The following is a 24487-nucleotide window of genomic DNA, read 5'->3' on the forward strand; positions in this document are numbered from 1 at the left end:
GAATGGGGAATGAGATTGGAAATTATTGTTTACACGCTGATGGGCATCGGTCTCTATTTCGTGTCCGACTGGATACTTAACCGCGTGGAAGTTTCACGCGGAGAGCGCTTCAAAAACCGCAATATCATTTTCTTTTTGATCATTCTGACGCTGGCATTTCTTTCATTCAGCTTCACCAAATTCCTGCTGCTCGCCGCCGGGTAAACTGAAAAACCATTGGCTCGCCAGACCAGGCATCCATCCGTGGTTTGATTCGATGCCGGAATCCTGTGAATAGGCCCTACACCGGGCGACGCATGGCTTTAAAAACCACGACCAGGAACATTATCCCGCCAACAACGGCGATCAGCCCGCCCAGACCCATCAATCCCATACCGGCAGTCTGCGCAAAACCGTGCAGCTCCTGCGCGGCTCCGGCAACCTTGCGTTGCACGCCATACCCGCCGGACCACATCAGGCCGAAGATATGCATCAGTTGTCCCGCGGCATAGACGTAGGGCATCGGCGCGGCCCACTTCAGATCGGGCTCACGATAGCCGAGTTGTGGCAGCAGATGCAGAGTCAGTCCCATGAAGGCCAGGCTGATCGCCCCGCCGGTTCCATGATAATGCGCGGTAATGATCGTGTTGCTGTCGCCGATCATCAAACTTATCCCGCCACCGATGGCGAACAGAACGATTGACGAAAGCAACGCCGCGCGCTGCGGGTTCGTCTGTGCAGTCCCTGTTGTTGTCAGGCATCCATAAAGAACCGCCAGCCCCAATGGCACCGGTGCGAATGCCCCGCCAACCTTCATCAGCTGGGTAAATTGCTCCATATAGGCGCCCATATCGCCGGCAAAGAACAGATAAATAACCGGCGTAACAAATACCGGCAGCAATCCCAGCATGAGAATGGCCGAAGCTACCCGCGGTGTCAGCGGAACAGTTGCGCCGCAACCACTGGCCAGCCATAGCCAGCCGGCCAGCATCAGCAGCGCATAGGTGAATTGCAGCACATGGCCACCGCCCCAGAACAGCAGGTCGTAGTATTGCGTGCTGTCAAAGACATCCGGGATGATGTCATACGACCAGCCGAAGGCCATCAGAGCAAACACCGTGGAGATGGCCGCGGCATAAAAACCGATGCGTATCGAACCTTCGCCGCCCCGCCACAGATCGGCAGAGGGTACCGCTATCAGGCTGCGCAACACCAGCACAGCCACGCCAATGGCAAAAACAATCAAGCCGGTAAAAAAGAAGGTGCTTTGAATGACCGGCACATAATTGCTCATCAATGGTTTGCCGGCAGCGATGAAGGGGGATAAGGCAATCATGGTGGCGCCCACGGTAGCCAGCACCAGCGCCAGCCAGCCGACCCCAATGAATCTGGAGGATGAATTCAGGCTCCACAATACACCGGCGAATGCCATGAACCACAGCAGCACTGACAGGTCCACATGCACGACCAGCGCGGTATGGAAAAAATCAACCCATGGGAAAATATCCTGAACATAAGGCGTGCGCGACAGCACCAGAAGAATGGCGAACAGCCCGGCGCCCACCAGCGATGCAATGCCCAACCACAACCAGCCGGAAGCCAGCTTGCGGCCACCCTCCGCTGGCATGGAAAGCGTAAATTCATTTTTTTGTTTATCTTCTGCAGTCACGTCCCCACCCTCTCCAAATATCTGCTTGTTGATATACCAGACTCATTCGTTATTTTCAGGTTGCATTCTTGTTTTTGAAAATAAATCCGCCGGTCGCTGCCTTGAAATCAATCACCATGATGCGCCCCGGAGCCAGATTAACTGTTTCCTCATGCATGAAGTTGAATTCATCGCCAATGTGATCTTTCAGGCGCGCCTTCAGGGTATGAACACCAGCCTTCACCGGAATACGCCGGTAAATATTGGAATTGCCGCTGTGCGAAAATCCGGTTGGCTTCAACACCACGTGGTAAAGCTGTTTTCCGTCCATTTCCAGTTCGACTACCACATCGGCACGCTCACGGCTCGGGCACACTGTAGTCACTTTGCGCTGATACATCGGCAGCTTGGCAATCTCTTCCGGGGTACGCTCCCGGCACGCCTCTTTAAGCTGGCCGGCATGTCCAAAGCTCAGCTTGATCAAGGTTTCATCAGGTTGCATATAGGTATATGTCGGCCAGGTAGAAAAATAGCCGATCACCCCAAAGAACAGCGCGTAAAACAACCCTTGGCCTATATATTGCAATGGCTTAATCATGCGTCACCCCCTCAGAGGATACTGATGCTTGCGCAACCGGAGCGTTGTAGCGAGCAACTGTAAATGCGTCAGAAAAATACTGGTCTTCGGGCAATCCTCTGGCCATGAATGGTGCACGACTCGCCTCGACCATCTCCGGCGAACCGCAGGCATATGTCTGATATTCATCCAGTCTTTCATGGTCCTGCAGAATGGCCTCATGAACCAGCCCGGTTCTGCCCTGCCAGCCATACTCCGGCTTAGGCTCGGACAACACCGGTATGAATTTGAAATTATCATGTTCCTGTTGCCATTTTTCCGGCAAATCCGAGTACAGGTCGGCGGGCGACTTGGCGCCCCAGTATAACGTCATGGGACGATTCAACCCAACCTTGAAGGCATGCTCCACCATGCCCTTGATGGCACCGAAACCACACCCTCCCGACATGAAAATAATGGGTTTATCATCTTCTTCGCGCAGGAAGAAATTGCCATAAGGCCCTTCCACTTGCAGCACATCGCCTTCTTTCATCCCGTTAAATACATGGCCGGTGAATTTGCCGCCTTCCACCAGACGAATGTGCAGCTGCAAATGTTCCGTCTCATGCGGTGGGTTGGCAATAGAATAACTGCGTTTGATGCCGTCTTCCAGTTGCACGGCGACATATTGGCCGGCCACAAAATTCATGCGCTCGTCTCCCTCCGGCAGCAATTCAAGCAACATCACATCGGGCGCCGCCTGTTCCATTTTTTGCACGCGGAACGGCAGGGTCTTGATCGGGAATTGCCTCAACTTGTCGACCTCGTGACATTCTATGTCCAGATCGGATAACGGTTTGGCACAACAAAACAGCGCCTTGCCCTCCGTTTTCTCTGCTTCGGTAAGCACACCTTCCTGGTAAGTGCCGTAATCAACCGTGCCTTTCAGTATCCTGCCTTTGCAAACGCCGCAGGCGCCGTCACGGCATACATAGGGCAAATTCAACCCCTGGCGCAACCCGGCTTCGAGCACGGTTTCACCCTCTCTGGCAGTCAATTTGTGTCCGCAGGGCACGGTGTTGATTTCATATTCCCCCTTGCCCTTTCTGCTTCGTCCCAGAAACGGCAACAACAAAACGAAAGCAGTAACACCACCCGAAAGTGCCCACAACTTGCCCGCCCCCCAGGAATAGAGCAGGGGATATGTCCATAAATAGAACCAGTCCATATTCAGAACAAACGGGGCAGAATTCAGGTCGGAATGCCCCTGGCTCAATGCCGGATGAATCAGTGCAAGGACGATCATGGCCAGCACCAGCCCAATTGAAAGCGCCCTTGGTGGAGATGTCCTGGCCTCTGGAACGCGCTGGGTATGAATCCAGATCAGTCCGAAAATGCCCAGCGGAACGCCGATGTGGACCAATGAAAGCAGCGAGAAGAAGCGATCGCTGACACTGCCGGACTCCAGAAAATTGCGCGCCAGCGGAGCGCTGAAAACCGGCAAAAAATCCAGCCATTCCGCACTTGCCACGGCAAGAAATTGCGCCAGGCCATCCCAGACCAGCCAGTAACCGTTTATGCCGGCGATGTAAACCAGCCACAACAACGCGACGCCCGTAGCCCATGAAAACCACCGGAAGTTCCGGTATCGGTCAAAGACAAAGTTGCGCACCATGTGTAATACGCCAAACAGAATCATCCCGTCGGAAGCGTAACGGTGCAGGCTGCGCATGATGCCGGCCAGATACCATTGTTCGTGAGTGATGTATTCCACCGAGCCGAACGCGTCTTCCACCCCGGTATCGTAAAAAATGTAGATGTAAAAGCCGCTGACAACAACGATCCAGAACATCAAATAGGTAATCGCTCCCAGGGAATAAAACGGGTTCAGCACTGTTCCGAAAATACGATTGAGGGCGCTTTCCAGACGCAAAAAAATGGCTTGGCCGAGTTGTTGTAATAATTTAATCATGGATATCTCTGAAAATAGCTTCAGTCAACGGGTTAATATCAAACCGCTAAAGAGCATCAGTGTTGTTCATGCCATTTTGTTTTGGATAAGTCCGCTTAGGACTGCGACGGTATTCATGCACGATCCACCAGGCAATGAGCAATGAGATAAAGATTCCCCATGCGATTGCATAGAAGATACTGTAATTTACTTCGTACTTTCCTGTCGTGGGGTCGTAATCCGTGCAAAAGAGCCGCACCCTGTTCGAAAGACCTTCAAGCCCCGGTGCTGCCGACTGGACGTTGTAAATCATATCCTTCAGCGGTTCGAGCAGCGTCTTGTTGCCAAATTGATCTCCGTAAATCTGGCGGTAAACCTTTCCTTTCGCGTCAACAAAGGTTGTTTGGGTTATATGGTTAAAGCCGCCTTCGTCGGTTGGATAAAAGACAAACCCTAAATCACTGCTCAGCTTCCTGATTGTTTCTGCATCCGAACTGACAAATTCCCAGTTGGTCAGGTCGATGTCCATACGTTTGGCAAAATCATCCATTGCATCAGGCGTGTCATTTTCCGTATCGAAACCAACCGTCAACACACCAAAGCTGTCCGCTCCCAGCGCGTCCTGGGAAAATTTGAGCGCGCTCAAGCTGCGTGTTGTGGTAGCGCAGATGAAGGGGCAATGCGTATAAATCATGCTGATAACCAGTGGCTTCCCCCGGTAATCGGATAGGCGCACGGTACGACCGCTTCTGTCCAGGAATGCGTAGTCACCAAGCTGGTTGCCCACTGCGGCCTGGCTTATTCGCAGCACTTCCCTTTCATCAAAAATTTGAGGCGCTGATTCCTCCGGCTGCGCCAGGGAAGGCAATGCAGCGAAAACCAAAGCTGCAAAACTTAGCGGTAACAAATAATGACGCATGATTCGCACATCCCCTAAAAATACCCGACCATTTTAATATGATATATCAAAAACGCAAGCTAAATTATGTTTGGCTAATATACTCTTTGAGGGGTGGCGAAATAAAAAACCCGTCTGCACAACTGCCGGACGGGTTTTGCATGCCATGAAGAGGAAATCAGGCGCCGAAATTTACTTCCAGCATCAACGCTATCATCAACACGCTGAACTGCACCAGTGAAGCAACAAAATTGGCCATTGCCGTCTGCTTTGTCGGATTGCGCAGCAGTTGCACGCTTTTAACCAAGAAGTAAGCTCCTCCCAACAAGGCGCCGGTGAGATAAATCCATCCTAAACCGTAAAATGCCGGCAACAGGGAAACCAGCACCAGAAGAATGGTGTGCCCCAAAATAATGCGTGCCGCTTTCTTGTCGCCTTTTACCACCGGCAGCATGGGTATCCCCGCCGCCGCATATTGATCGCGAATGACGATTGCCAGGCTCCAGAAATGGGGAGGCGTCCACAAAAACAATACCAATGCCAGCAAGCCGGGAAGCGGGCCAAATGAAGGATCAACTGCCGCCGCACCCGCCAGCACGGCAAAACTTCCCGCCAGTCCGCCAAATACGATATTCAGCCAAGTACGCCGTTTCAACCAGGCCGTATAAACAATCGCATAGGTAAACGCACCGAGAAAGATGTTCAACGCCGTCATCGCGTTGAATGCGAATGCGGCAGATATGACTGCAAGCCCGAGCATTAACCCGATTATCACCAACCACTTGCGACTATGCTGAAAAAAACCGTTTACGAAAGGCCGATTCTGGGTACGCGTCATTTTTGCGTCGATGTCGCGCTCGAAGTATTGGTTAAAGGCTCCCGCAGCCGCAGAGGCCAGCATAACCGTCAACGACAGAACCAGAATTTGCCAGCTCGTCAATGCCTGCCCCGGGGTAATTGCCATGCCACCCAGCGCAGCCAGCGTAATCACCACACCTATGCGTAACTTGAAGAGATTAATAAATTGACTGACCATAGTCACGGTATCCGTATTTATTCCTTTTTCGTCATCGAGAAAGGATTGGTTGGTTTTTCTGGATTTCTTGCTGCTGAATACTTCTAACCTAAGCCGTGCCGGTATTGCCACCCGCCACAATCAATTGCTCTCCTGTACGCACACTACCAAGCTTAGGTTAGAGGTCTCCCCCTAACTGGATTTCAGTTTCCTGCAAGGAATCAGGGGAAGAATGCCGCAAGGCATCCCCCCGTCATCTTATTGCTTTAAGACAAGCCCCACACCGTAGACAGGTACTTGAAGTTCACGAAGTAGTACAGCACGAGCGTCACGAACAGAATCATGGCCAGCACAAAAGTACCCGGCGCTTCCATGCCCCACATACCGATATGCTTCTTCCCTGTCCTTTCGGCCACAACGTCGGCATCTTCCACTTTTGGCCAAGGTGCGGAATCCTCCGCAATACGCTCACCGGTAAAAATGGATGCCAGCACGACCGCGATGAACATGATCGCGCCGACCGCCATGACCATACCGAATATTTCACCGATATCCATCAAGCCCTTGGCAATTTCAGGATATTCATAAGCCAACGGTTGACCGGCAAAAGTGATGTCCGCATGACGGCGTTGCACACCCAAAGTACCCGCACCCATCAGGGCAATCGAGAAAACCCAAGCGCCGAGACTAAAGATGTAGGGTTGCCATTTTGCCATTCCGGCCAGCACGATCTTACGCTGAAATACCACTGGAATCAGCCAGTAAGTCACCGCCATGAACGCCATGGTGGTGCCAGCCACAAGCGTGCCATGGAAGTGGCCCGGCAGATATGCGGTATTGTGGATAACCATGTTGATTTGTTCCACGCTCATTACCACGCCGGAAATACCCCCGATAAAGCCGAAACCGACCAGCGACAGGAACATGCCCGAGAACACCGGGTTCCCCCAGGGTGCCTTGCGCAGCCAAGTAAACAAACCTGTATCCAATCCCTTCCTGCGTTGAGCAACTTCAATGGAGCCGGGAACGGTCAACCCGTGGATCATACTGGCCAATACGGCAAGGTAGATCATGTAGCTGGTGTTGAGTATCTTCCATGTAGAAGACAATCCCGGGTCGGACAACAGGTGGTGCGCTGAGCCCAGTTGCAGGAACAGGATATACAGCAGGAATGCACCACGGCTCACCTTCTCGGACATCGGCTTGGCGCCGAATACCAGCGATGCGATGAGATACCAGATGGTAATGTGGGTCGCCACGTTGATTTGCTGCGAAGAATGGCCGAAGCCCCACCAGATAACCCGGTACATCATCGGATCAATATGGCTGATCAGCCCGATCGACCAGAAGAAAGTCGGGATCAGGATCAGTGCGCCGGAAACGATGGTGAAAACGGCAATCACGGTAGCCGTCACGCCGCCAAACACTACCAGCGGAAGCGACCCGCTATAGGTTTTCTCCCTTTTGGCAATCACCAGTGTGCCGAGAAACACAAAACAGCCGATCAGTGCACCCACGGCAAACAGGATCAGACCCAGGTAAAAATGCGGTGCTGCCTGCAGTGGCGGGTATGAGGTCATCATCACGCTGGAACCGCCTTGCAACACGGCCACTGCAACCAGAGCCGCACCGACGAGCATGAGCCAGAATTGCGCCCAGGCAAAACGCGGTGTCGCTAACCGGCTACCCAGCACATGTGCACCCAGAAAATACAATGCAGCCATTTCAAAGAAAATGATCCACACCGCCAGATTGACCAAGCCGTGCGCCGTCAGCGCCATGTAAAACAGCTCCGGGCTAAGCAATTGCACACTCGGCATGCGCGTAAGCGCCACCCCGATACCAAACAGCCCGCCAACCAGCAAAAACACCACTGCCGCAAACGCATTCCACTTGACCAGCGTATTGGCCGTTCTGTGAATCTTCAGGCCGGAAACCGGGTCAACACGAAAATCAGACATTGTCGTCGCCATTATTTCCTACTCCTTTACGTAAATTCTGCCCAGCATCGAATGATGGCCGATAGCACCACCACCACCGCAGTATTCGCCGCATGCTATGGCAAAAGTGCCGGTTTTATTGGGAGTGATGGTGGTAACCTGCTCGTAGCCGGGGTAAACCTGAAAGTTGATGTTTTCCGGCAACAACGAGAACCCATGCCCCACGTCATAGGAAGAGATATGCAAACGATATTTTTCCCCTTTTTTCAGCTCAAGAATAGGACGGTATTGCCATTGCATGGCAGCCAGATAAACATCACTACCGGGCGGCGGGGCCACCACATCCTCGCCGGTCGCATCATCCTTGCGGATAGCGTACTTGGCTGTCATGTCGTCCACTTTTTGGGCAAACGCCTCGGGGGTGGTTTTGTAAGTTTCGTTACTCATGTTCTGCGGCCCGACAAAATGCCAGCCGATCATCCAGACAAACATGAAAACACACCACGAAAATGCGAGCACAATCCATACGATCTCGCTGCGTTCGATGGGTTCACGCCACCAGTCCGGATTTGTTGGGGGGGTATAAGAAGTTCCCATAGCTATATTTCTCCCTGTTAATTATATCGAGTGCGGCGTTATTACGGAGCCGGCGGCACGTTCATTATGTCCCACAATCCCCATAGCGTATAAAGCACCAAGGGCACCAATACAGCCAACGCCAACATTAACCACTGGTTATCCAATGCTTTTTGCATGAAATGAGGGTTTACACCATTTGGATTTGACTCTGACATCGTTCATTCCTCCCTTAACAATTGATGGCTAACGCCATAGACAGTTGACACAAAATAAAACAACCTTGCGACTTCGTTTTTCTTTTTTCCACACACTGCCGCCCAAGCTGCCGTTTCAAGGCAGCCCGCAGAACTTCGGGAAACGTTTAATGCCGGAGCAGCATGAAAAGGCCGATACCAAAATAAGCCGCAGCGCTGATACCTATCAGGACGGTCAATAGCAGCATATTGTTGCGCAGTATTTGCTGCACGAAAGAAACTGGCGTACTCCCAGTCTTGGATGATTCCATTGGATAGCCTCCCGATGCGTTATTATTTGTTTGCATTTAATGCAATTGTCCCCTGCGACAATTTGACGCGTTTCGAGATTTTGTTCCGACTGACAAAACCTGTCAAGTATAAATTGCAAGTATTTTAATCGGGTATTTTTTGCAGCCTCTCTCTTGGCCACCTGCGCCCATAGCCACCCAATCAAAAACTCAATAAATTTAGCGTGTAATGAGCGTCGATAGCGGTATTTCCGGAAATGCAGATGCAGCTTTCCAGCCCATTGTGCTTCTTGAGTGATACGAATTGACGCTGTGCGCAGCAGCTCCGACTATTTCAGGCCCAGCGCATCCTGCATGTCATACATACCAGCCGGCTGTTCTCTCAGGAAGCGCGCGGCACGCAGTGCGCCCAGCGCAAAAGTCGCGCGACTGCTGGCTTTATGGGTAATTTCAATTCGCTCGCCAAGCCCTGCATAAAGCACGGTATGGTCACCGACGATGTCACCGCCGCGCACAGTGGCAAAGCCGATGGTGGAAGGATCACGCTCCCCGGTTACGCCTTCCCGCCCATACACCGCGCATTGCGTCAGATCGCGTCCCAAGGTACGCGCAATGACCTCGCCCATGCCCAATGCAGTGCCGGACGGCGCATCCACTTTGTGGCGGTGGTGCGCCTCAATGATCTCGATGTCATAGCCATGCGCCAGCACGCGCGAAGCGGTTTCCAGCAACTTGAAAACCAGGTTCACACCGACACTCATGTTGGGCGCGAACACAATACCGATGTCCTGCGCCGCTGCACCAAGCTGCGCCTTTTGTTGCGCACTCAGGCCGGTGGTGCCAACCACCATACCCACACCCAGCCTGCGGCAGATATCGAGGTGAAGCAGCGTGCCTTCGGGGCGGGTGAAATCAATCAGCACATCAGCGCCCTGCAAGGCCGCAGCCACATCCGCGCTGATTTTTACGCCGCAAGCCGTGCCACACAATTCTCCGGCATCTTTACCAAGCAGTGCGCTGCCGCCATGCTCCAGCGCGGCATGCAACACCAGATCATCGGCCTGCATCACACATTCCAGCAACGCACGCCCCATGCGTCCGCTGCTGCCGGCAATAGCAATCTTGATTTTGTTCATATTGAATCCTTTATTCTGCAGTCTGCCCGGGCTGTCCGCCATCATCCATGCGCACCAGTTTGTCGCCTTCAAAATAGAGCGTCAGCCGTTGCTTTTCGACCAACTTGCCGTGCTGCTCCAGGAGATATACATAGTCCCAGCGATCGCCGTGAAAGGCGTCACTGACCATCGGCGTGCCCAGCACATAACGCACCTGCTGCCTGGACATGCCGATCTTGAGCTTGTCGCGCATTTCCGGCGTAACATAGTTGCCCTGGCGGATGTCCATTTTGTATGGCGACAGCACCGGCGAGGAAAGGTAGCCGCATGAAGCCAGCAGCATGGAGAGCAGAATCAGTTTGATACGCATAATCATCTCGTCACTTCAATCTTCAATTAACGCCGCATGATACCTCAAGCGGCCATGCCCAACATCTCTGCCGCATGTTTGCGCGTAGTTTCAGTAAGCTTCACCCCGCCCAGCATACGGGCGACTTCCTCAATGCGTTGCTCATTGTCCAACACGGCAATGCGGCTCAATGTGACGCCATTTTCCACCACTTTATTTACCTGCCACTGATGATCGGCCGCTGCCGCGACTTGCGGCAAATGTGTGACGCACAACACTTGATAGTCCCTGCCCAATTGCTTGAGCAAACGCCCGACAATTTCCGCCACGCGCCCGCCGATGCCGCTGTCCACTTCGTCGAAAATCAGTGTCGGTACGCTGGCAATCCGGCTGGTGGCAACCTGTATCGCCAGACTGATGCGCGACAGCTCGCCGCCGGAAGCAACCCTGGCCAGGCTGCGCGCCGGCACACCAGGGTTCGCGGCAACCTGAAACTCGACGGTTTCCAGGCCGCAGGCATTGCCTTCAGCCAACGGCGGCAATGCCACGGCAAAGCTGCCGCCCTGCATCGCCAGCGTCTGCATCGCGGCGGTAATCTCGCGCGCCAGTTTGCCGGCTGCCCGTTTACGCCCGGCGCTCAGCTTCTGCGCCGCCTCCAGATAGCTGTGCTGTGCGGCTTGCTCCTGCCGCGCCAGTTCGGCGAGATCGGCATCGCCACCCAGCTCCGCCAGACGCGACTCGATACGCTGCAGCGCCTCGTCCAGATGTTCGGGTGCGACGCGGTATTTGCGCGCGGCATCCATCACGCTCTGGATACGCTGCTCCAACTCGTGCATACGCTGCGGGTCATTGTCCAAGCGCTGCTGATAATGACGCAGCGCGTACACCGCCTCCTGCAACTCGGCCTGCGCGCTTTCCAGCATCTGCAAGGTATTGCCCAGGCTTGCATCATGCGCCATACCGTCGCGCAGCCGCGCCGTCAGCGCGTTGAGTTGTGCCAGACAGGCGGTGTCTGATTCGCCCAAAATTTCGATGCCGAACGCGGCGGTCTCCAGCAGGCTCGCGGCATGCGCGAGTCGCGCATGATCTGCCTGCGTCTCGTCCCATTCCGCCGCATTGAAGCTCAGACCGTGCAACTCGTCGCGCTGAAACTGCAACAGCTCGCGCTCGGCTGCCACAGCCTCGACATTCTCGCTCAGACTGATGCGGCGGCGATGTAATGCCTGCCAGTCGCGGTACAGCGTAGCGACGTTCCCCGCCTCCTTCATCATCCCCGCATAACCGTCCAGCAACATGCGTTGCATATCGGGGCGAAGCAACGATTGATGCGCGTGCTGGCCATGAATATCCAGCAACTGTTCGCCCGCTTCGCGCAACTGCTGCAAGGTGGCACTGCGCCCGTTGATAAAGCCGCGCGAACGCCCGCCTGCATCCAGCACGCGGCGCAACAGGCACACATCTTCATCGCCTGCCAGGTCCTGCTCTGCCAGCCATGTTTGCAAATGCGGCAACGCCGCAATGTCGAATTCAGCGGCGATCTCGGCGCGCTCGCAACCGTTGCGCACCATCGCGGCGTCACCACGCTCGCCAAGCGCCAACGACAACGCACCGATCAAAATGGATTTGCCCGCCCCGGTCTCGCCGGTCAGCGCGGTAAAACCGGAGGAAAAATCCAGCTCAAGCGAGGAAACGATGACGAAATCGCGGACGCTCAGGAATTTCAGCATTTACAGTGTCTGGTTCCAGAGCAGCTTCTCGCGCAACGTATGATAGTAGCTGTGTCCCACCGGATGCAGCAGGCAGGCAGGCTCGGGGTGGCGCGTGACGATGATCTTGTCGTGCAACTGCAAGTCACAACTGGTGTGGCTGTCATAGCGCACATGGATATCGCTGGTGCGGTGCATCAGTATCTCCAGCACGGAGCTGCTCTTCACCACGATGGGGCGGTTGCTCAGGGTGTGCGGACACACCGGCACCAGTTCCAGCACATCCAGACTGGGGTGCAGAATCGGCCCGCCCGCCGACAGCGCGTAAGCCGTCGAGCCGGTGGGCGAGGAAACGATCAGCCCATCTGCGCGCTGATTGTATAAGTACTCACCGTCGATGCGCACCTCGAATTCGATCATGCTGCTGATATTGCTGCGATGCACGACCACTTCATTAAAGGCCAACCCGCTGGATATTTCAACGTTATTGCGCAACACACGCGCCGACAATAACAGACGCTGCTCGGTGACGAACTTGCCGTCCAGCATCGCCTCCATGCTGTCCTGCATGTTCTCCAATGTGAGGTCGGTGAGAAAACCCAGCCTGCCCTGATTCACGCCAACCAGCGGTATCTGATGAGGCGACAGGGTACGCGCGATATTCAGCATGGTGCCATCGCCGCCGATCACTATAGCCAGATCCACTACATTGGCCATTTCGTTCAGGCTCATCGCCGGATAGGGGCTGTCCTTGAGCTGCTCGGCGGTCAGGCTGTCCACCACCACGCTCAACCCCCTGGACGACAAAAACGCGGCCAGACTCAACAACGGCCCGGCAATTTCCGGAGCCTTGTGTTTGCCGATCAACGCGACGTTCTGGAAGGGGAATTTCATGGACGCGATTAAACCACATCACCCATGCAATGACAAAGCCGACGACATGCAGTTAAAGCAGGGGTTCAATTACCGGGAAAAGCTCTCTTTCCTCGAATCTCACATGGGCTGTCAGGCACTTGCCAAAGCTGCCCAGCGCTTCAGCGTCATTCCGCCGCAATTCATCAAGCAGCGCCCGCAACTGTTGGTGTTCCGCCATGGTGCGCTGCGCAAGCGGCCGGGTTTCCGCGCTGAGCAGAAGCGGCAGCAACGACTGTTCCTCGACCTGAAAGTGCGGCTCCAGTTCATCGGAGAACGCCCGGATTGCGCGCTGGCAGGCTTTAGCCACCAAACCTTCATCACGCGATTGCGCAGCCCGCTCACATGCCTTCGCCAGAGTGAGCGCGGTGTGATGCTCCCGCGATAAAGGCTGCAAGACCGCACTTCTTTTCATGTCAGGCGCCAATCAAGCCGGCGTCACCACAAAAACCTGCGGGTCATCGCCATATTCCAGCAGGATGCGGCGCACCCGTTCCTGCCACAACTGCCGAAACTCGGCAACCTCATCCCCGGTTGCCGTATCCGCCAGGCAATTTGCCATCAGCTCGGATACGCGCGGGGAACCCGGCACATGCTGCAAATGGGCAGCAACATGCACCGCCTGATTCGTATCCCGCCGGGTAAAACGCATCTCTCCGGGCATGTCCACCGCGAAGAACAGCAAGCGCCGCCGGTCAAAACGTCCGGCTAGTCCCTTGAAACCGTTTTCCGACATGGCGCCGGTCAGCATACTCACGACATTCGCAATGACGCCTGTCACACCACTTGCGCTCTCCTGCCTGAATTCCACACGGATATCACCGCGCACCGGGGTTGCATCCGGATAAAGAAAATCCAGCGCCTTATAGGTCGCCCAATAGGCCGACGCGACCGTTGGACAGGAATGTCCGGCCAGCCGCACCGCATCGAAATATCCATATTGCAGAATCCCGCCTTGCGTCGCGCCAAGGAATTCGGCCAATGGGTCATACAGGCTGATCCTGGGTACCGCGTCAAAAAATTTCGGATAGCTCATTTGACGATCTCACAAAGAAAAAACCAGTTCGGCTGTGACATTGCGACCCGGCAGCAGAAAATATGAATAGACCTTTTTATCCAGCATGTTATTGACTGCAAGTGTTCCTTTTACCATTTTGGAAAATGCATAACCAAGCTTGGCATTCACCATGGTATGCGCATCATAACTGCCCGGCACGCCTTCCGCCGTATCGGTGTTTTGTGCGGTAGAAAAAACCTTGCTGGAATAAGTGGCGTTCAACATGCCTGTCCAGAGACCCTGCTGAGCGGTAATACCCATATTGATAATATTTTTTGGCGAATCGATTAACCGCTTGCCCACGCTTAAAGCGTCTATATTATTTTCGAGCATCTCAGAACTTATGTATGCGTAGCTGGCGTTAAGCGTCAACCAGTTCGTCAACTCGGCTTCTGCCGCCAACTCGACACCGTTGATTTTTGCTTTCCCCGCATTGATACGCTTCGACACAATGGGAAAGTTACTCAAACGAAAATTAGTGATTAGGTCTTTGAGGGTAGTCTGGTAATAACTGGCATTGGCCTTGAGTTTATCCGACACACGCCACCCCCCCCCGATCTCCCATGTTTCACCGTGCTCCGGCTTCAGATTGGGGTCACCAATGCTGGTAATGCCGAAAAGGTTCGCATAGCCATATAAGTCGTTATTGGTTGGCGCACGGAAAGATTGCCCGTACGATGCCCGCAGGGTGACTGCATCTGCTACCTGATAAACTGCCGACAGCTTGGAATTAAATGATGAATCGCTACGTGATGCGTAAGTAATGGCTGAAGGCGTAGTGCTTTCGTAATAGCTGCCCTTGGTCTGCCAATGATCAAGACGCCCGCCGATATACACCTTAAGTTTGTCGGCCATGCTGATTTCATCCTGTGCGAACAGCGAAGCCGTGGTTGAATCGCCACTATAACCATCGGTTGTGCCGGTTCGCGTAGCTGGATCGCGCCAGTTCGAAAGTGCGTAAGTTATGCCGTCAACTTTCTCGTCGTGCAATGAAACGCCGCTGACAATAAAGTGCCTGCCCCCGACCGGAAAACTCAATTGAACGGTTCCATCCGTTCCGCTATTGGGCGCATTCGTCTGTGTTCCCGCACCCGCTCCCCATGTAGAAGTCGTATTTGTGTTGACAAATCTATACTGGCGCTCGATCTGCGCTAGGTCAATCTTCAACAAATAGCCACTCCCGACCGTCCCCTCAAACCCGGCAAAATACCTTACAGTCGATTCATACAAGGGAGAGTTGTTCACAAAATTGGATTCTCGCAGCGAAAATTTTTGTCCGCCAATAATCGGATTATTGAATACCGGAGCATCAGTAATTGCGTTCCGCAAATAGGTATTGAACATCGTATAACCTAAATCGGTTTCGCTGTAGGTGATGCCGCCAAACAACTTCCCCATATCAGGCAGGTCATAAGAAATCTTGGTTGTCGCATTGATCTGCCGCCATGGTGCAGCCCCTTTGTCGCCCACGATATAGGCCGTAGTCCCCGGTGTCAGGGTTGCTGCCTGTGCGCCTGTCACCACCGTTCCAGCAGCAACAGTCGGCCTATTGACGACAACAAAATCATTTATATAACTATCCCGGCTCTGGTAACCGAACCCGGCAACGATTCCCAGCCCGTTATCCATCTTGTCGCGAAAATAAATACTGGCATCCTCACCGCTGGCATCGCTCCAGCCCTTTTTGATCTTGGCCGTGAACTCGCGCTGGTCAGGTTGCTTGGTAATGATGTTGACTACGCCACCGATGGCATTGCTGCCATACAGCGAAGAAAACGCACCGGGTACGACTTCAATGCGGGCAATATCCTCGACAAACGGAACTCGCCAGTTTACTTTTCCGGAACCAGCATCCTGTATGGGCTGACCGTCAAGCAAAATGAGCGTTCTGGTCTGGTCAATTCCACGCAACGACATGCCACTCGTTCCTATGGTGCCCTGCGACTGTCCGAGCGCACCACCGCGCATATAAAGGCTGGGCACCTGATCCAGCACATCACCGAGGCGCGAAGCGTTTTTTGTTTCAATACTTTTCGCATTGACTACCGTTACTGCGGCAGGCGCATCGGAGAGCGTAGCGCTGGTCCGGGTTGCCGTCACCACTACCTCGTCCAGTTCCACGACCTCTCCGTTTTCTGCTGCGCCCGCCGTATTAACCAGACTACAAATACAGCCCAACGCCAATAACAACAGCCCGTTGTTTGACTGAATTCTCATTATCTCTCTCCCTTTTTTGCGAAGCTGCAACCTAACGCGCCTCTTGCCGGGCGCACCTATAAAAAGGGCAGGGTTACCCTGCCCGTCAATTGCTCACTTTCCAGCATGACCCTTCAAAATCCGTCACACCGGCAAGAATCGCCGGAGTGACGAGATTGAAATCTACCGAAAAGCATTAGTAAATGTCGTGCATCGTATTGTAGAGGTTGAAGTGCCCGGTAGGCGTAATCAGCTTCGGATCAGTGATGACCTTCTTCAGCTTGCGGGTCTTGTCATCAACAATCACGATGGCAGATTTATCTTTTGTGCCACTCCAAACCGAGAACCAGACTTCGTCGCCCGCCTTGTTGTATTCCGGCTGAACAACACGCTTGGAGCCTTCACCAAGGTTGGCCCATTCGGCAATCGGTAACACGGTGACGCCCTTCTCAAGATTATTAATGTCAAGCACCCCGATCGACTGGTAAACACCGGCGTCCGGGTTGAGCGGCGCATCGACCCACAGATTTTTTGACTTCGGATGGCTCTTGATGAACAACGATCCAGCACCATGACCCTTGATCTGCCTTACCATTTTCCACGCATATTTCTTATGCTTGACTGGATCGGTACCGATGACAGCGATGGTGTCGTCACCCAGGTGGCTGGTAGCCCAAACTGGTCCAAATTTTGGATCGATAAAGTTTGCACCACGGCCGGGGTGCGGAACCTTGCCTACATCAATCACAGCTTCCAGCTTGTTTTCCTTGATGTCAATGACTGCGATCTTGTTGGAAGCGTTAGCGGCATCCATGAAGTAGCGCTTGGTTGACTCAAAACCGCCATCATGCAGGAAGCGCGGCGTGTCGATCGTCGTTGTCTTCAGATTATTCAGATCTGAATAGTCAACGATGATTACTTTGCCAGTTTCTTTCACGTTGACCATGAACTCAGGCTTGTAGTGAGAGGCTACGATAGCTGCAACGCGTGCCTCTTTGACGAACTCATTGGTCTCGGAGGCAATGCCGCTGGTCGAAACAACTTTAAGCGGCTTCAGCGTGTCGCCTTCATGAATCACGAATTGTGGCGGCCAGTAAGTACCGGAGATCGCATACTTGTCTTCCCAGCCTTTGAACTTGGATGTTTCCACCGAGCGAGCTTCAACACCCGTCTTCACTTCAGCCACGACATTAGGCACCTTCGCCCACAAGTCAATCAAGCTGAGCTTGGCATCACGACCAGTCACATACAAGTAGCGGCCGGACGCGGAGTAGCGGGAAATATGTACCGCATAACCGGTCTTGAGTCTGACGATAATTTCTTTGGTATCGCCATCGATCAGCGCCACTTCGCCGGTATCACGCAGTGTGGTAGAGAAGAGGTTGTCCAGGTTGATGTTGTTCATCTGCTTCTTTGGGCGATCTTTCACCGGCACGATGACCTTCCAGGTGGCTTCAATGTCCTTCAAACTCATCTCAGGCGGAGCCACTGGCGTCTGTTGGACATAACGCGCCATCAGATCGACTTCTTTTTCGGTCAGTTCGCCACCGGATTGAAAGCCTGGCATACCCCCCGGTGAACCATAACCGATAAATGCCTTCAGATAATCTGTGCCTTTGGCCATGGTGAGATCCTGCGTCAGCGGCTTACCGGTCGCACCCTTACGCAGCACACCATGGCAACCTGCGCAACGCTCGAAAAAAATCTTGCTCCCCTGAGTCATTTCATCTGCGGTCATCGCCGGAGCACCGGCTGAGGCTGCTGCACCGTAGGCATTGCTAATAGCCAGTGACAATGCGGCCAATACTACCAGCACCTTTTTGTAGCTCTTGCTCATAATTATCCCCCTAGAATGTTGAGGTTGTTAACTACTCTCCACTTCCTGCGCCCTGAACACACCGCAAGACAATAACCAAATAAATTTATTCAATTGAATTGCAGGGCACTACTGAAATAAAGAGGAAGAATAGCAAACGGCCAAGAGGTTTTGAAAAAGCCCTTGGCCGTTTTTACTAACGAAGCTTTAAACTAAATTACATCCTGAATGTTATTTCGTTCTGAAGTTCACATCGCCGCAGACAAAGCCATGTTTTTTGCATACACCATCCTGCGCAGTATGATGACAATCTGAGCAGACCTGCGGGTTCAATGGATGGCCTTTCTCTTTCGATGCGATCGACTTGCCGTCAGCAATGGCAACGACATCAAAAATCGGTTTCCCGTCCTTGATTTCTGATGTAAATACAGCACCGATCTTTTCAAAGACCAGCACGCCGAGCTTGCCGTCAGGATACTTTTTGCCTTTTTTCTTGTATATATCCATTACCTTCGGGTTTATGTAGGCTACATATCCGCCCGGTTTCACCCCGCAGTAAACATCTACGGTTTCCTGGAGTATGTCATCCCCGCCCGCGCCAAGCACGTTTACGCCACACTCCGGGAACATATCCAGCGAATAGACCTTCGTCCAGCCATCCCAGTAATTTGCATGCGCTGCCGCCTTCGCTTTTTCTGCCGCAAAGCCAGAAGTAGCCGAAACCGCCAAGACCATTATTGCCACTAATGCTGTAGAGATTATCTTTTTCATGCTTTTCCCCTATATTTAAAAAATTTCCTGCAAAGAGCCTGCAAAGGGGTTAAATCCCTTTGCAGGTATTTACGATCTTAATAAGTATCCGTCATGCCGTTATAGACATTGAAGTGGCCTGTAGGCGTCCTGAGCCAATCTCCTTTAATCCTTTTTATTTCTTTCAGAGTCTTGTCATCATAAACGACCAGCTCGCCGACTTGATCCCATACGGCAACCCATACCTCGGTACCAGCCTGGTTGTATTCAAAATGGGTAACCCTGCCGTGATCCGCCACCTGCCAGCATTTCTTTTTGGCATTATCGGCCTTCTCAAAGGCACACACGCTCCTCTTAATATTGTCATCGGGATTCAAGGTATGGTCAACCCACACATGCTTGGCATTCGGATGAGTCTTGACAAACAGGCCACCGCCGCCAAGGGTCTCTACCTTTCTGACAACCTTCCATGCATGCTGCTTATGCCCCTTGGGATCGCTGCCCCATGCGGCAACTGTCGCTTCTCCCAAATGCGGAGTAGCTGTAACCGGGCCGAATTTAGGATCTACCCAGTTTGCTCCCCTGCCAGGATGAGGCTTCTGACCGGTCTCAATCTGGGCAATCTGTTTGCCCGTATGGCTGTCAACAATCACCATCTTGTTCCTCATGTTGGCCGCCATCTGCACGTACCTCTTGGTGGCATCCCAGCCGCCGTCATGCAGGAACCGCTCGGTTTCGGCCATGGTGATCTTCAGGTTCTTTAAATCAGAGTAATCAATTGTCCAGATATATCCGGACTCTTTGATATTGGCTATCCATACCGGATCGTGATGCCCCGCGATAATAGCCGCCACCCGCGCCTCATTGACAAACTCGTTCGTATCGTAGGTGAAAGACCTTGTGCTTACCAGTTTCTTGGGTTCCAGCGTCTGGCCATCAAGTATGGCGAACTGAGGCGGCCAATAGCATCCGATGATGGCGAGCTTGTCCTCAAAATCCCCTTTTTTGCCCTTATACTTGCTGGAGTCTATGCTTCGCGCGTCATGACATGTCTTTACTTCTGCCACCTTGTCAGGTTTAGCCATCCAGAGGTCGATCATGGTCGCCTTGCCGTCCCTCCCTATGGAATAGAAATACCTGCCCGATGCTGAAGAACGCAGAATATGCACCGCAAAGCCTGTATCTACAATATTGACAAGTTCCTTGGTATCTCCATCCATTATTGCCACCTTGCCGGCATCCCTCAAAACAATGCCAAAAAAGTTCTTCCAATTTTTGGAGTGCTCCGGTTTCTTGGGTCTTTGAGCCTCCGGAATTATAAGCTTCCAGCTCTCGGTTATTTCCGCCATTCCCAACTCTGGTGGCGCAGGAGGAGGCATCATGATAAAGTTTGCGACAAGCCCTATGTCTGCTTCCGACATCTCACCAGCGCCAAAACTCGGCATACCGCCGCCGGTTCCATTAGTAATAAATACCTTCACTACTTCAGCATCGTAGCTCTTCTTTTTCATATTTTCATCGGTGATGTTAGGCCCGGTAGCGCCTTTTCTTGTTGTTCCGTGACATCCGGCACACCGGTTAAAATACAATGCCTTTGCCACTGCAAAATCTTCATCAGACATCGACATCGCTGCCGGGGCTGCTGCCAGATACTCCGCCGCACTCTTCGGTGGCTCCGCACCGTAAGCACTGGCAATGGTCAGCGGCAAAGCGGCCAAACCTGCCAATACCGCCAGCGCCTTTTTGTAGCTCTTACTCATGATTATTCTCCAAGAATGTTGAGGTTATATTAACTACTCTCCACTTTCTACTCCCTTACTGCACGAACGAAAACCACATAAAATCGTTTTCTATCAAGCAGCTGCACCAAATTGCGCAATTCAACTGCGGTTGCGCCACGGCACGGGGTATATGTATCATTGTCGATAAAGTTTGTCAAGATTATTGTAAAAATTGGAATATCCGGTTCGATGGGAGCTTCGCGCTGATGCAATGCCGTGCGGTAATTTGCTACCATCCAGCTTCGTAAAGGAGCAATTAACCTGTCCAGCCCCGCCGAACTATCACAGTTTCTCAGCAGCGTAGAACGCCGCGCTTACAAGCAGGCGCTGTATGCCGTGCAAAATGAGCATGCCGCGCTGGATGTCGTGCAGGACGCGATGATCAAACTCGCCGAAAAATATGGGGGCAAACCGGCCGCAGAATTGCCGCCGCTATTCCAGCGCATTTTGCAAAACACCATTCGCGATTATTACCGCAGGCAAAAGGTCAAGAATGCCTGCATGACCGCGTTTTCTTCACTGATCCCGAAAAATGACGGCGAGGAATATGACCCGCTCGAAAGCCTGCAAGACGACGGGAATCAGAGCGCACCGGCCGGCCCCGACGAATCCCTGCAACAACGCCAGGTGATCGCGCTGATTGAACAGGCGCTCACCAAGCTTCCGGCGCGTCAACGCGAAGCCTTCCTGCTGCGTTATTGGGAGGGTCTGGATCAGGCTGAAACCGCCATGGCGATGGGATGTACCGAAGGAAGCGTCAAAACTCACTGTTCGCGTGCAACACATGCGCTCGCTGCATCTCTTAAACGAATGACCGAAGACAGGTGACAGGAACATGAAACCCACCAATCCGCATGACATCACTCCCGAGGCGATTGCCGGACTGCTTACCCGCGCCACCGAGCGGCTTGATGACGACACCGTCGCCGCATTGCGCCGGGCACGCAATCTTGCACTGGAGAGGCAGATATTGAACCAGCCTGCTTTTACGCTAAGCACAGGGCACGGCATACACTGGCCGACACCACACACTACCCATCAATGGATGGCCATGGCCGCCCTGCTGATAGTTATGCTTGCGGGTGGAATAAGCTACTGGCATCATGCGCATGAACATAAAATGAGTCATCTGGATATCGCCATCCTGACTGATGACTTGCCTATGGAGATTTTCATAGATCGGTAACCGCATGAAGCAATCTGCTCCAGCCCAACCCAATCATCCCGGCTCTGCTTGCCGTCGTGGCAGAGGCATGTCTGTCGCTTGCCTGACGCTGCTTTGCGCCTTGAGCATCTCATCTGCCACCGCGTCACCACAGCCCTGGCATTCGCTCACACCCTCCCAGCAGGAGGCGCTCGCTCCATTATCTCAACAGTGGAACGGGTTACCGGAGGCGCAACAGCACAACCTGTTGAATGTCGCCAAATATTATCCTGAGTTAAATACAGAAGAAAAACAGCGCTTCCTGAGCCGCCTGGGAGCATGGAGCAAACTTACTCCGGAACAACGTCAGGCAGCACGCGACAAATATCGCGCCTTTAGCCAGGTTCCCGAAGACAAGCGCGAACAGGTGAGGCGGATGGTCAAGGAAGAGCAAGCTCAGTAAAAGTCGGAATTTTTTCAGCGTCGCTCGGTCCACCAGAGCATTGCCAGCCCCAGCAACAAGAACAAACCTGTCACTGCCGTGGCGCTGATGAGGGGCTGCCAATCATTGAGCGCGCCGAGACTGGCAAACAACCGCCCGACAAAGTGAAACACCAGACCCAGCGCGATGCCCATGAATATCATTGCGCCCACCCCGCCCGCGCGCCGATGGTAAGACGCAAACGGCAAAGCCAACAACATCATCACCACCAACGCCAACGGATAAACCAGTTTGTTCCACATGGCGATTTCATAGCGCGCGCTTTTTTGGCGGTTATCTTTCAAATGGCTGGCATATTGATACAAGTCATAAGCGGACATTTGCTCCGGCACCACTAATAACACGCTCAGAATGCCCGGGGTCAGGGCCGAACGCCACTCCTGATCCGGCGCGGTGTGGATGCTGACCCCCCGCCCGTCAAAACGTGTCTCCAGCACGTCTTCAAGCTGCCAACGTCCCTGCTCGATGAAATTTGCTCGCTTGGCGTTAGTGATCGCCTGCAAATGGTGGGTTTCATCAAACCGGTAAATGTCGATATTCGACAAACTGGTATCCAGCATCACGTTCTTCACGTTCACGAAACTGTTTTCATCCTGTACCCACACGCCGGAGCGGAACTCCTTGAGTGTGACCTGTGCGTTCTGCGCCTTCAGGCGCAACTGCTGCGCCATCCGCTCACTGGGCGGGGCAATGAATTCGCTGAAAACAAAGCTCAATATCACCAGCGGCAGCGCGATTCTGAACAATGCACCCACCATTTGCCACAGCGATGCGCCGGAAACCCGAAAAATGATCAATTCCGAGCTGGCCGCCATTTGCACCAGCGCGAAGATGGTGCCCACCAGCACCGCGACCGGAAACAGCTCGTAAACGTGCGCCGGGACAGTCAACACCACAAAAAGCAGCACATAACCCAAATGATATTGCCCCTGCCCCATCACGTTCAGTTCGTGAATCAGATCCAGGAAAGCAAACAGCATGAGGAGCGCGGCAAACACCAACGCGACGCTGAGATAAATCTCACGGCCGAGATAGCGCGTCAGCAGATTCATGTGTTCACCTCAATCCCCTCCGGCCTGCATGGCGGAGCTGACCCCCAACAGCCTGCGTAGCGAGAACAGGGTCATGCGGCGATAAAACATCAGCAGCGTTATTGCCAGCATCACTGCGTGAATCCCCCACAGCCCGATGCCGGGCGACAGCTTGCCCTGGCCGACCCATGCATTGGTCACGCTGATCATGTTGCTGTAGAGCATATACAACACAATTGCCAGGACCAGGTTGAGCGAGCGGCCGGCACGCGGGTTGACATAACTCAACGGAATCGCCAGCAGCGCAAGGATTGTCGCACTGATCGGCAATCCCACCCTCCATTCCAGTTCCGAGATGTTCCACAGTGTGCGGTTGCGCCACAATTCGAGTGTCGGCATGGTGCGCACTCCCGGTTGCGCCTGTTTGACCGGCACGCTGTCGATACGTATCGCATAGCGCTCGAATTCCACAATATTGTAATCACGCTGTCCGGGTATCCCTTCATAGCGCGTTCCGTTGAGCAACACCAGAAAACGATCCCCGTTCGGCAGCGTTTCCTGCAAACCCTGCCGCGCCACCATCGTGCCCTGCTTGCCGTTCTGTTCTGATCGCACAAAGATGCTGCCGACACGATTGGAGCCAGCATCAACATTTTCGATGAAATACACCCGATCGGCCTGCTTCGACTCACGAAACGTGCCCGGCGTGGCGGCGGCGACATCGTCGCGGCTTTCCAGTTTGTGCTTGAATTCGTCGGCTTTCTGCAATGCCCACGGCGACAGCACCAGGCTGAGCAGCGCAATCAGCATCACTACGGGCAGTGCATACCACATCACCGGGCGTACCCAGCGCGTCAGCCCAACCCCGGAGCAGAACCACACCACCATCTCGCTATCCCGATAACAACGCGACAGGGTAAGCAGAATGGAGATGAACAAACTGATGGAAAGCAGCACCGGCAGATAGTTCATCGCACTGAAACCCAGCAGCGCCAGCACCCCGTCCACCGCCAGCCTGCCGCTGACAGCATCACCCAACAGGCGTATCAGCTGACTGACTACCACAATACCCAACAGC

Annotated in this window: 24 protein-coding genes; 5 read left to right on the forward strand and 19 right to left on the reverse strand. The window is 53.4% G+C overall.

The annotated features are described in order from the left end of the window. Positions 1-9: 9 nt before the first annotated feature. The gene (locus Q8L50_RS15235) at positions 10-204 is read left to right on the forward strand and encodes a hypothetical protein (protein ID WP_305349483.1); all 195 of its coding nucleotides are present in this window, start codon (positions 10-12) and stop codon (positions 202-204) included. A 76-nt stretch (positions 205-280) separates the two neighbouring features. On the opposite strand, the gene Q8L50_RS15240 is transcribed toward Q8L50_RS15235, so the two are convergent. The 7 genes from Q8L50_RS15240 to Q8L50_RS15275 all read right to left on the reverse strand — a co-directional run bounded on the left by Q8L50_RS15240 (position 281) and on the right by Q8L50_RS15275 (position 8584). Further along, positions 281-1648, reverse strand: coding sequence for a cbb3-type cytochrome c oxidase subunit I (locus Q8L50_RS15240; RefSeq protein ID WP_305349484.1), 1368 nt, complete (start codon positions 1646-1648; stop codon positions 281-283). A gap of 55 nt (positions 1649-1703) precedes the next feature. Further along, entirely contained in the window at positions 1704-2225 is a 522-nt protein-coding gene (locus Q8L50_RS15245; protein WP_305349485.1) for a hypothetical protein, read from the reverse strand. Then, the gene (locus Q8L50_RS18960; RefSeq protein ID WP_370869815.1) at positions 2218-4155 is read right to left on the reverse strand and encodes an FAD-binding oxidoreductase; all 1938 of its coding nucleotides are present in this window, start codon (positions 4153-4155) and stop codon (positions 2218-2220) included. The genes Q8L50_RS15245 and Q8L50_RS18960 overlap by 8 nt, the downstream gene beginning before the upstream one ends. A 46-nt stretch (positions 4156-4201) precedes the next feature. After that, positions 4202-5053: an SCO family protein gene (locus Q8L50_RS15260; protein ID WP_305349486.1), complete on the reverse strand. Its 852-nt coding sequence runs from the start codon at positions 5051-5053 to the stop codon at positions 4202-4204. 157 nt (positions 5054-5210) lie between these two features. After that, positions 5211-6179, reverse strand: a complete 969-nt coding sequence (gene cyoE, locus Q8L50_RS15265; protein ID WP_305349507.1) for a heme o synthase — start codon at positions 6177-6179, stop codon at positions 5211-5213. Between the two features lie 134 nt (positions 6180-6313). Continuing rightward, positions 6314-8020, reverse strand: a complete 1707-nt coding sequence (locus Q8L50_RS15270) for a cbb3-type cytochrome c oxidase subunit I (RefSeq protein ID WP_305349487.1) — start codon at positions 8018-8020, stop codon at positions 6314-6316. Positions 8021-8026: 6 nt separating this feature from the next. Continuing rightward, a complete protein-coding gene (locus Q8L50_RS15275; RefSeq protein WP_305349488.1) occupies positions 8027-8584 on the reverse strand; it encodes a cytochrome C oxidase subunit II in 558 nt (185 codons plus the stop codon). A gap of 262 nt (positions 8585-8846) precedes the next feature. Here Q8L50_RS15275 and Q8L50_RS15280 point away from each other — a divergent pair, with 262 nt between their 5' ends. Continuing rightward, the gene (locus tag Q8L50_RS15280) at positions 8847-9002 is read left to right on the forward strand and encodes a hypothetical protein (RefSeq protein WP_305349489.1); all 156 of its coding nucleotides are present in this window, start codon (positions 8847-8849) and stop codon (positions 9000-9002) included. A gap of 377 nt (positions 9003-9379) precedes the next feature. On the opposite strand, the gene dapB is transcribed toward Q8L50_RS15280, so the two are convergent. The 10 genes from dapB to Q8L50_RS15330 all read right to left on the reverse strand — a co-directional run bounded on the left by dapB (position 9380) and on the right by Q8L50_RS15330 (position 20711). After that, positions 9380-10186 carry a 4-hydroxy-tetrahydrodipicolinate reductase gene (dapB, locus tag Q8L50_RS15285; RefSeq protein WP_305349490.1) on the reverse strand — a complete coding sequence of 269 codons (807 nt, stop codon included), beginning with the start codon at positions 10184-10186 and terminating at the stop codon, positions 9380-9382. 10 nt (positions 10187-10196) lie between these two features. Beyond that, positions 10197-10535, reverse strand: a complete 339-nt coding sequence (locus Q8L50_RS15290; protein ID WP_305349491.1) for an outer membrane protein assembly factor BamE — start codon at positions 10533-10535, stop codon at positions 10197-10199. A gap of 44 nt (positions 10536-10579) precedes the next feature. Further along, the gene (gene recN, locus Q8L50_RS15295; RefSeq protein WP_305349492.1) at positions 10580-12241 is read right to left on the reverse strand and encodes a DNA repair protein RecN; all 1662 of its coding nucleotides are present in this window, start codon (positions 12239-12241) and stop codon (positions 10580-10582) included. Then, a complete protein-coding gene (locus Q8L50_RS15300; RefSeq protein WP_305349493.1) occupies positions 12242-13114 on the reverse strand; it encodes an NAD kinase in 873 nt (290 codons plus the stop codon). Between the two features lie 52 nt (positions 13115-13166). After that, complete coding sequence (locus tag Q8L50_RS18965; protein ID WP_370869816.1) at positions 13167-13547, reverse strand: hemerythrin domain-containing protein; 381 nt, start codon at positions 13545-13547, stop codon at positions 13167-13169. 12 nt (positions 13548-13559) lie between these two features. Next, positions 13560-14168 carry a hypothetical protein gene (locus tag Q8L50_RS15310; protein ID WP_305349495.1) on the reverse strand — a complete coding sequence of 203 codons (609 nt, stop codon included), beginning with the start codon at positions 14166-14168 and terminating at the stop codon, positions 13560-13562. Between the two features lie 9 nt (positions 14169-14177). Continuing rightward, positions 14178-16406 carry a TonB-dependent receptor gene (locus Q8L50_RS15315; protein ID WP_305349496.1) on the reverse strand — a complete coding sequence of 743 codons (2229 nt, stop codon included), beginning with the start codon at positions 16404-16406 and terminating at the stop codon, positions 14178-14180. A gap of 175 nt (positions 16407-16581) precedes the next feature. Then, positions 16582-18222, reverse strand: coding sequence for a nitrite reductase (locus Q8L50_RS15320; RefSeq protein WP_305349497.1), 1641 nt, complete (start codon positions 18220-18222; stop codon positions 16582-16584). A 210-nt stretch (positions 18223-18432) separates the two neighbouring features. Next, entirely contained in the window at positions 18433-18972 is a 540-nt protein-coding gene (locus tag Q8L50_RS15325) for a hypothetical protein (protein ID WP_305349498.1), read from the reverse strand. A gap of 77 nt (positions 18973-19049) precedes the next feature. After that, on the reverse strand, positions 19050-20711 hold the full coding sequence (locus Q8L50_RS15330; RefSeq protein WP_305349499.1) for a nitrite reductase: 1662 nt from the start codon (positions 20709-20711) through the stop codon (positions 19050-19052). 282 nt (positions 20712-20993) lie between these two features. Here Q8L50_RS15330 and Q8L50_RS15335 point away from each other — a divergent pair, with 282 nt between their 5' ends. The 3 genes from Q8L50_RS15335 to Q8L50_RS15345 are packed head-to-tail and all read left to right on the forward strand — an operon-like array spanning position 20994 to position 22339. Further along, a complete protein-coding gene (locus tag Q8L50_RS15335) occupies positions 20994-21560 on the forward strand; it encodes an RNA polymerase sigma factor (protein WP_305349508.1) in 567 nt (188 codons plus the stop codon). Positions 21561-21567: 7 nt separating this feature from the next. Further along, the gene (locus Q8L50_RS15340) at positions 21568-21918 is read left to right on the forward strand and encodes a DUF3619 family protein (protein WP_305349500.1); all 351 of its coding nucleotides are present in this window, start codon (positions 21568-21570) and stop codon (positions 21916-21918) included. 4 nt (positions 21919-21922) lie between these two features. Next, positions 21923-22339 (forward strand): DUF3106 domain-containing protein, encoded by a 417-nt coding sequence (locus Q8L50_RS15345; protein ID WP_305349501.1) that lies wholly within the window; start codon positions 21923-21925, stop codon positions 22337-22339. A gap of 14 nt (positions 22340-22353) precedes the next feature. On the opposite strand, the gene lptG is transcribed toward Q8L50_RS15345, so the two are convergent. Both lptG and lptF read right to left on the reverse strand, forming a co-directional pair. Beyond that, the gene (gene lptG / locus Q8L50_RS15350; protein WP_305349502.1) at positions 22354-23430 is read right to left on the reverse strand and encodes an LPS export ABC transporter permease LptG; all 1077 of its coding nucleotides are present in this window, start codon (positions 23428-23430) and stop codon (positions 22354-22356) included. A gap of 9 nt (positions 23431-23439) precedes the next feature. After that, on the reverse strand, positions 23440-24487 hold a 1048-nt coding region (lptF, locus tag Q8L50_RS15355; protein WP_305349503.1), incomplete at its 5' end, for an LPS export ABC transporter permease LptF.

The organism is Polaromonas sp. (assembly GCF_030680935.1).
Taxonomy (GTDB): Bacteria; Pseudomonadota; Gammaproteobacteria; order Burkholderiales; family Burkholderiaceae_C; genus Polaromonas.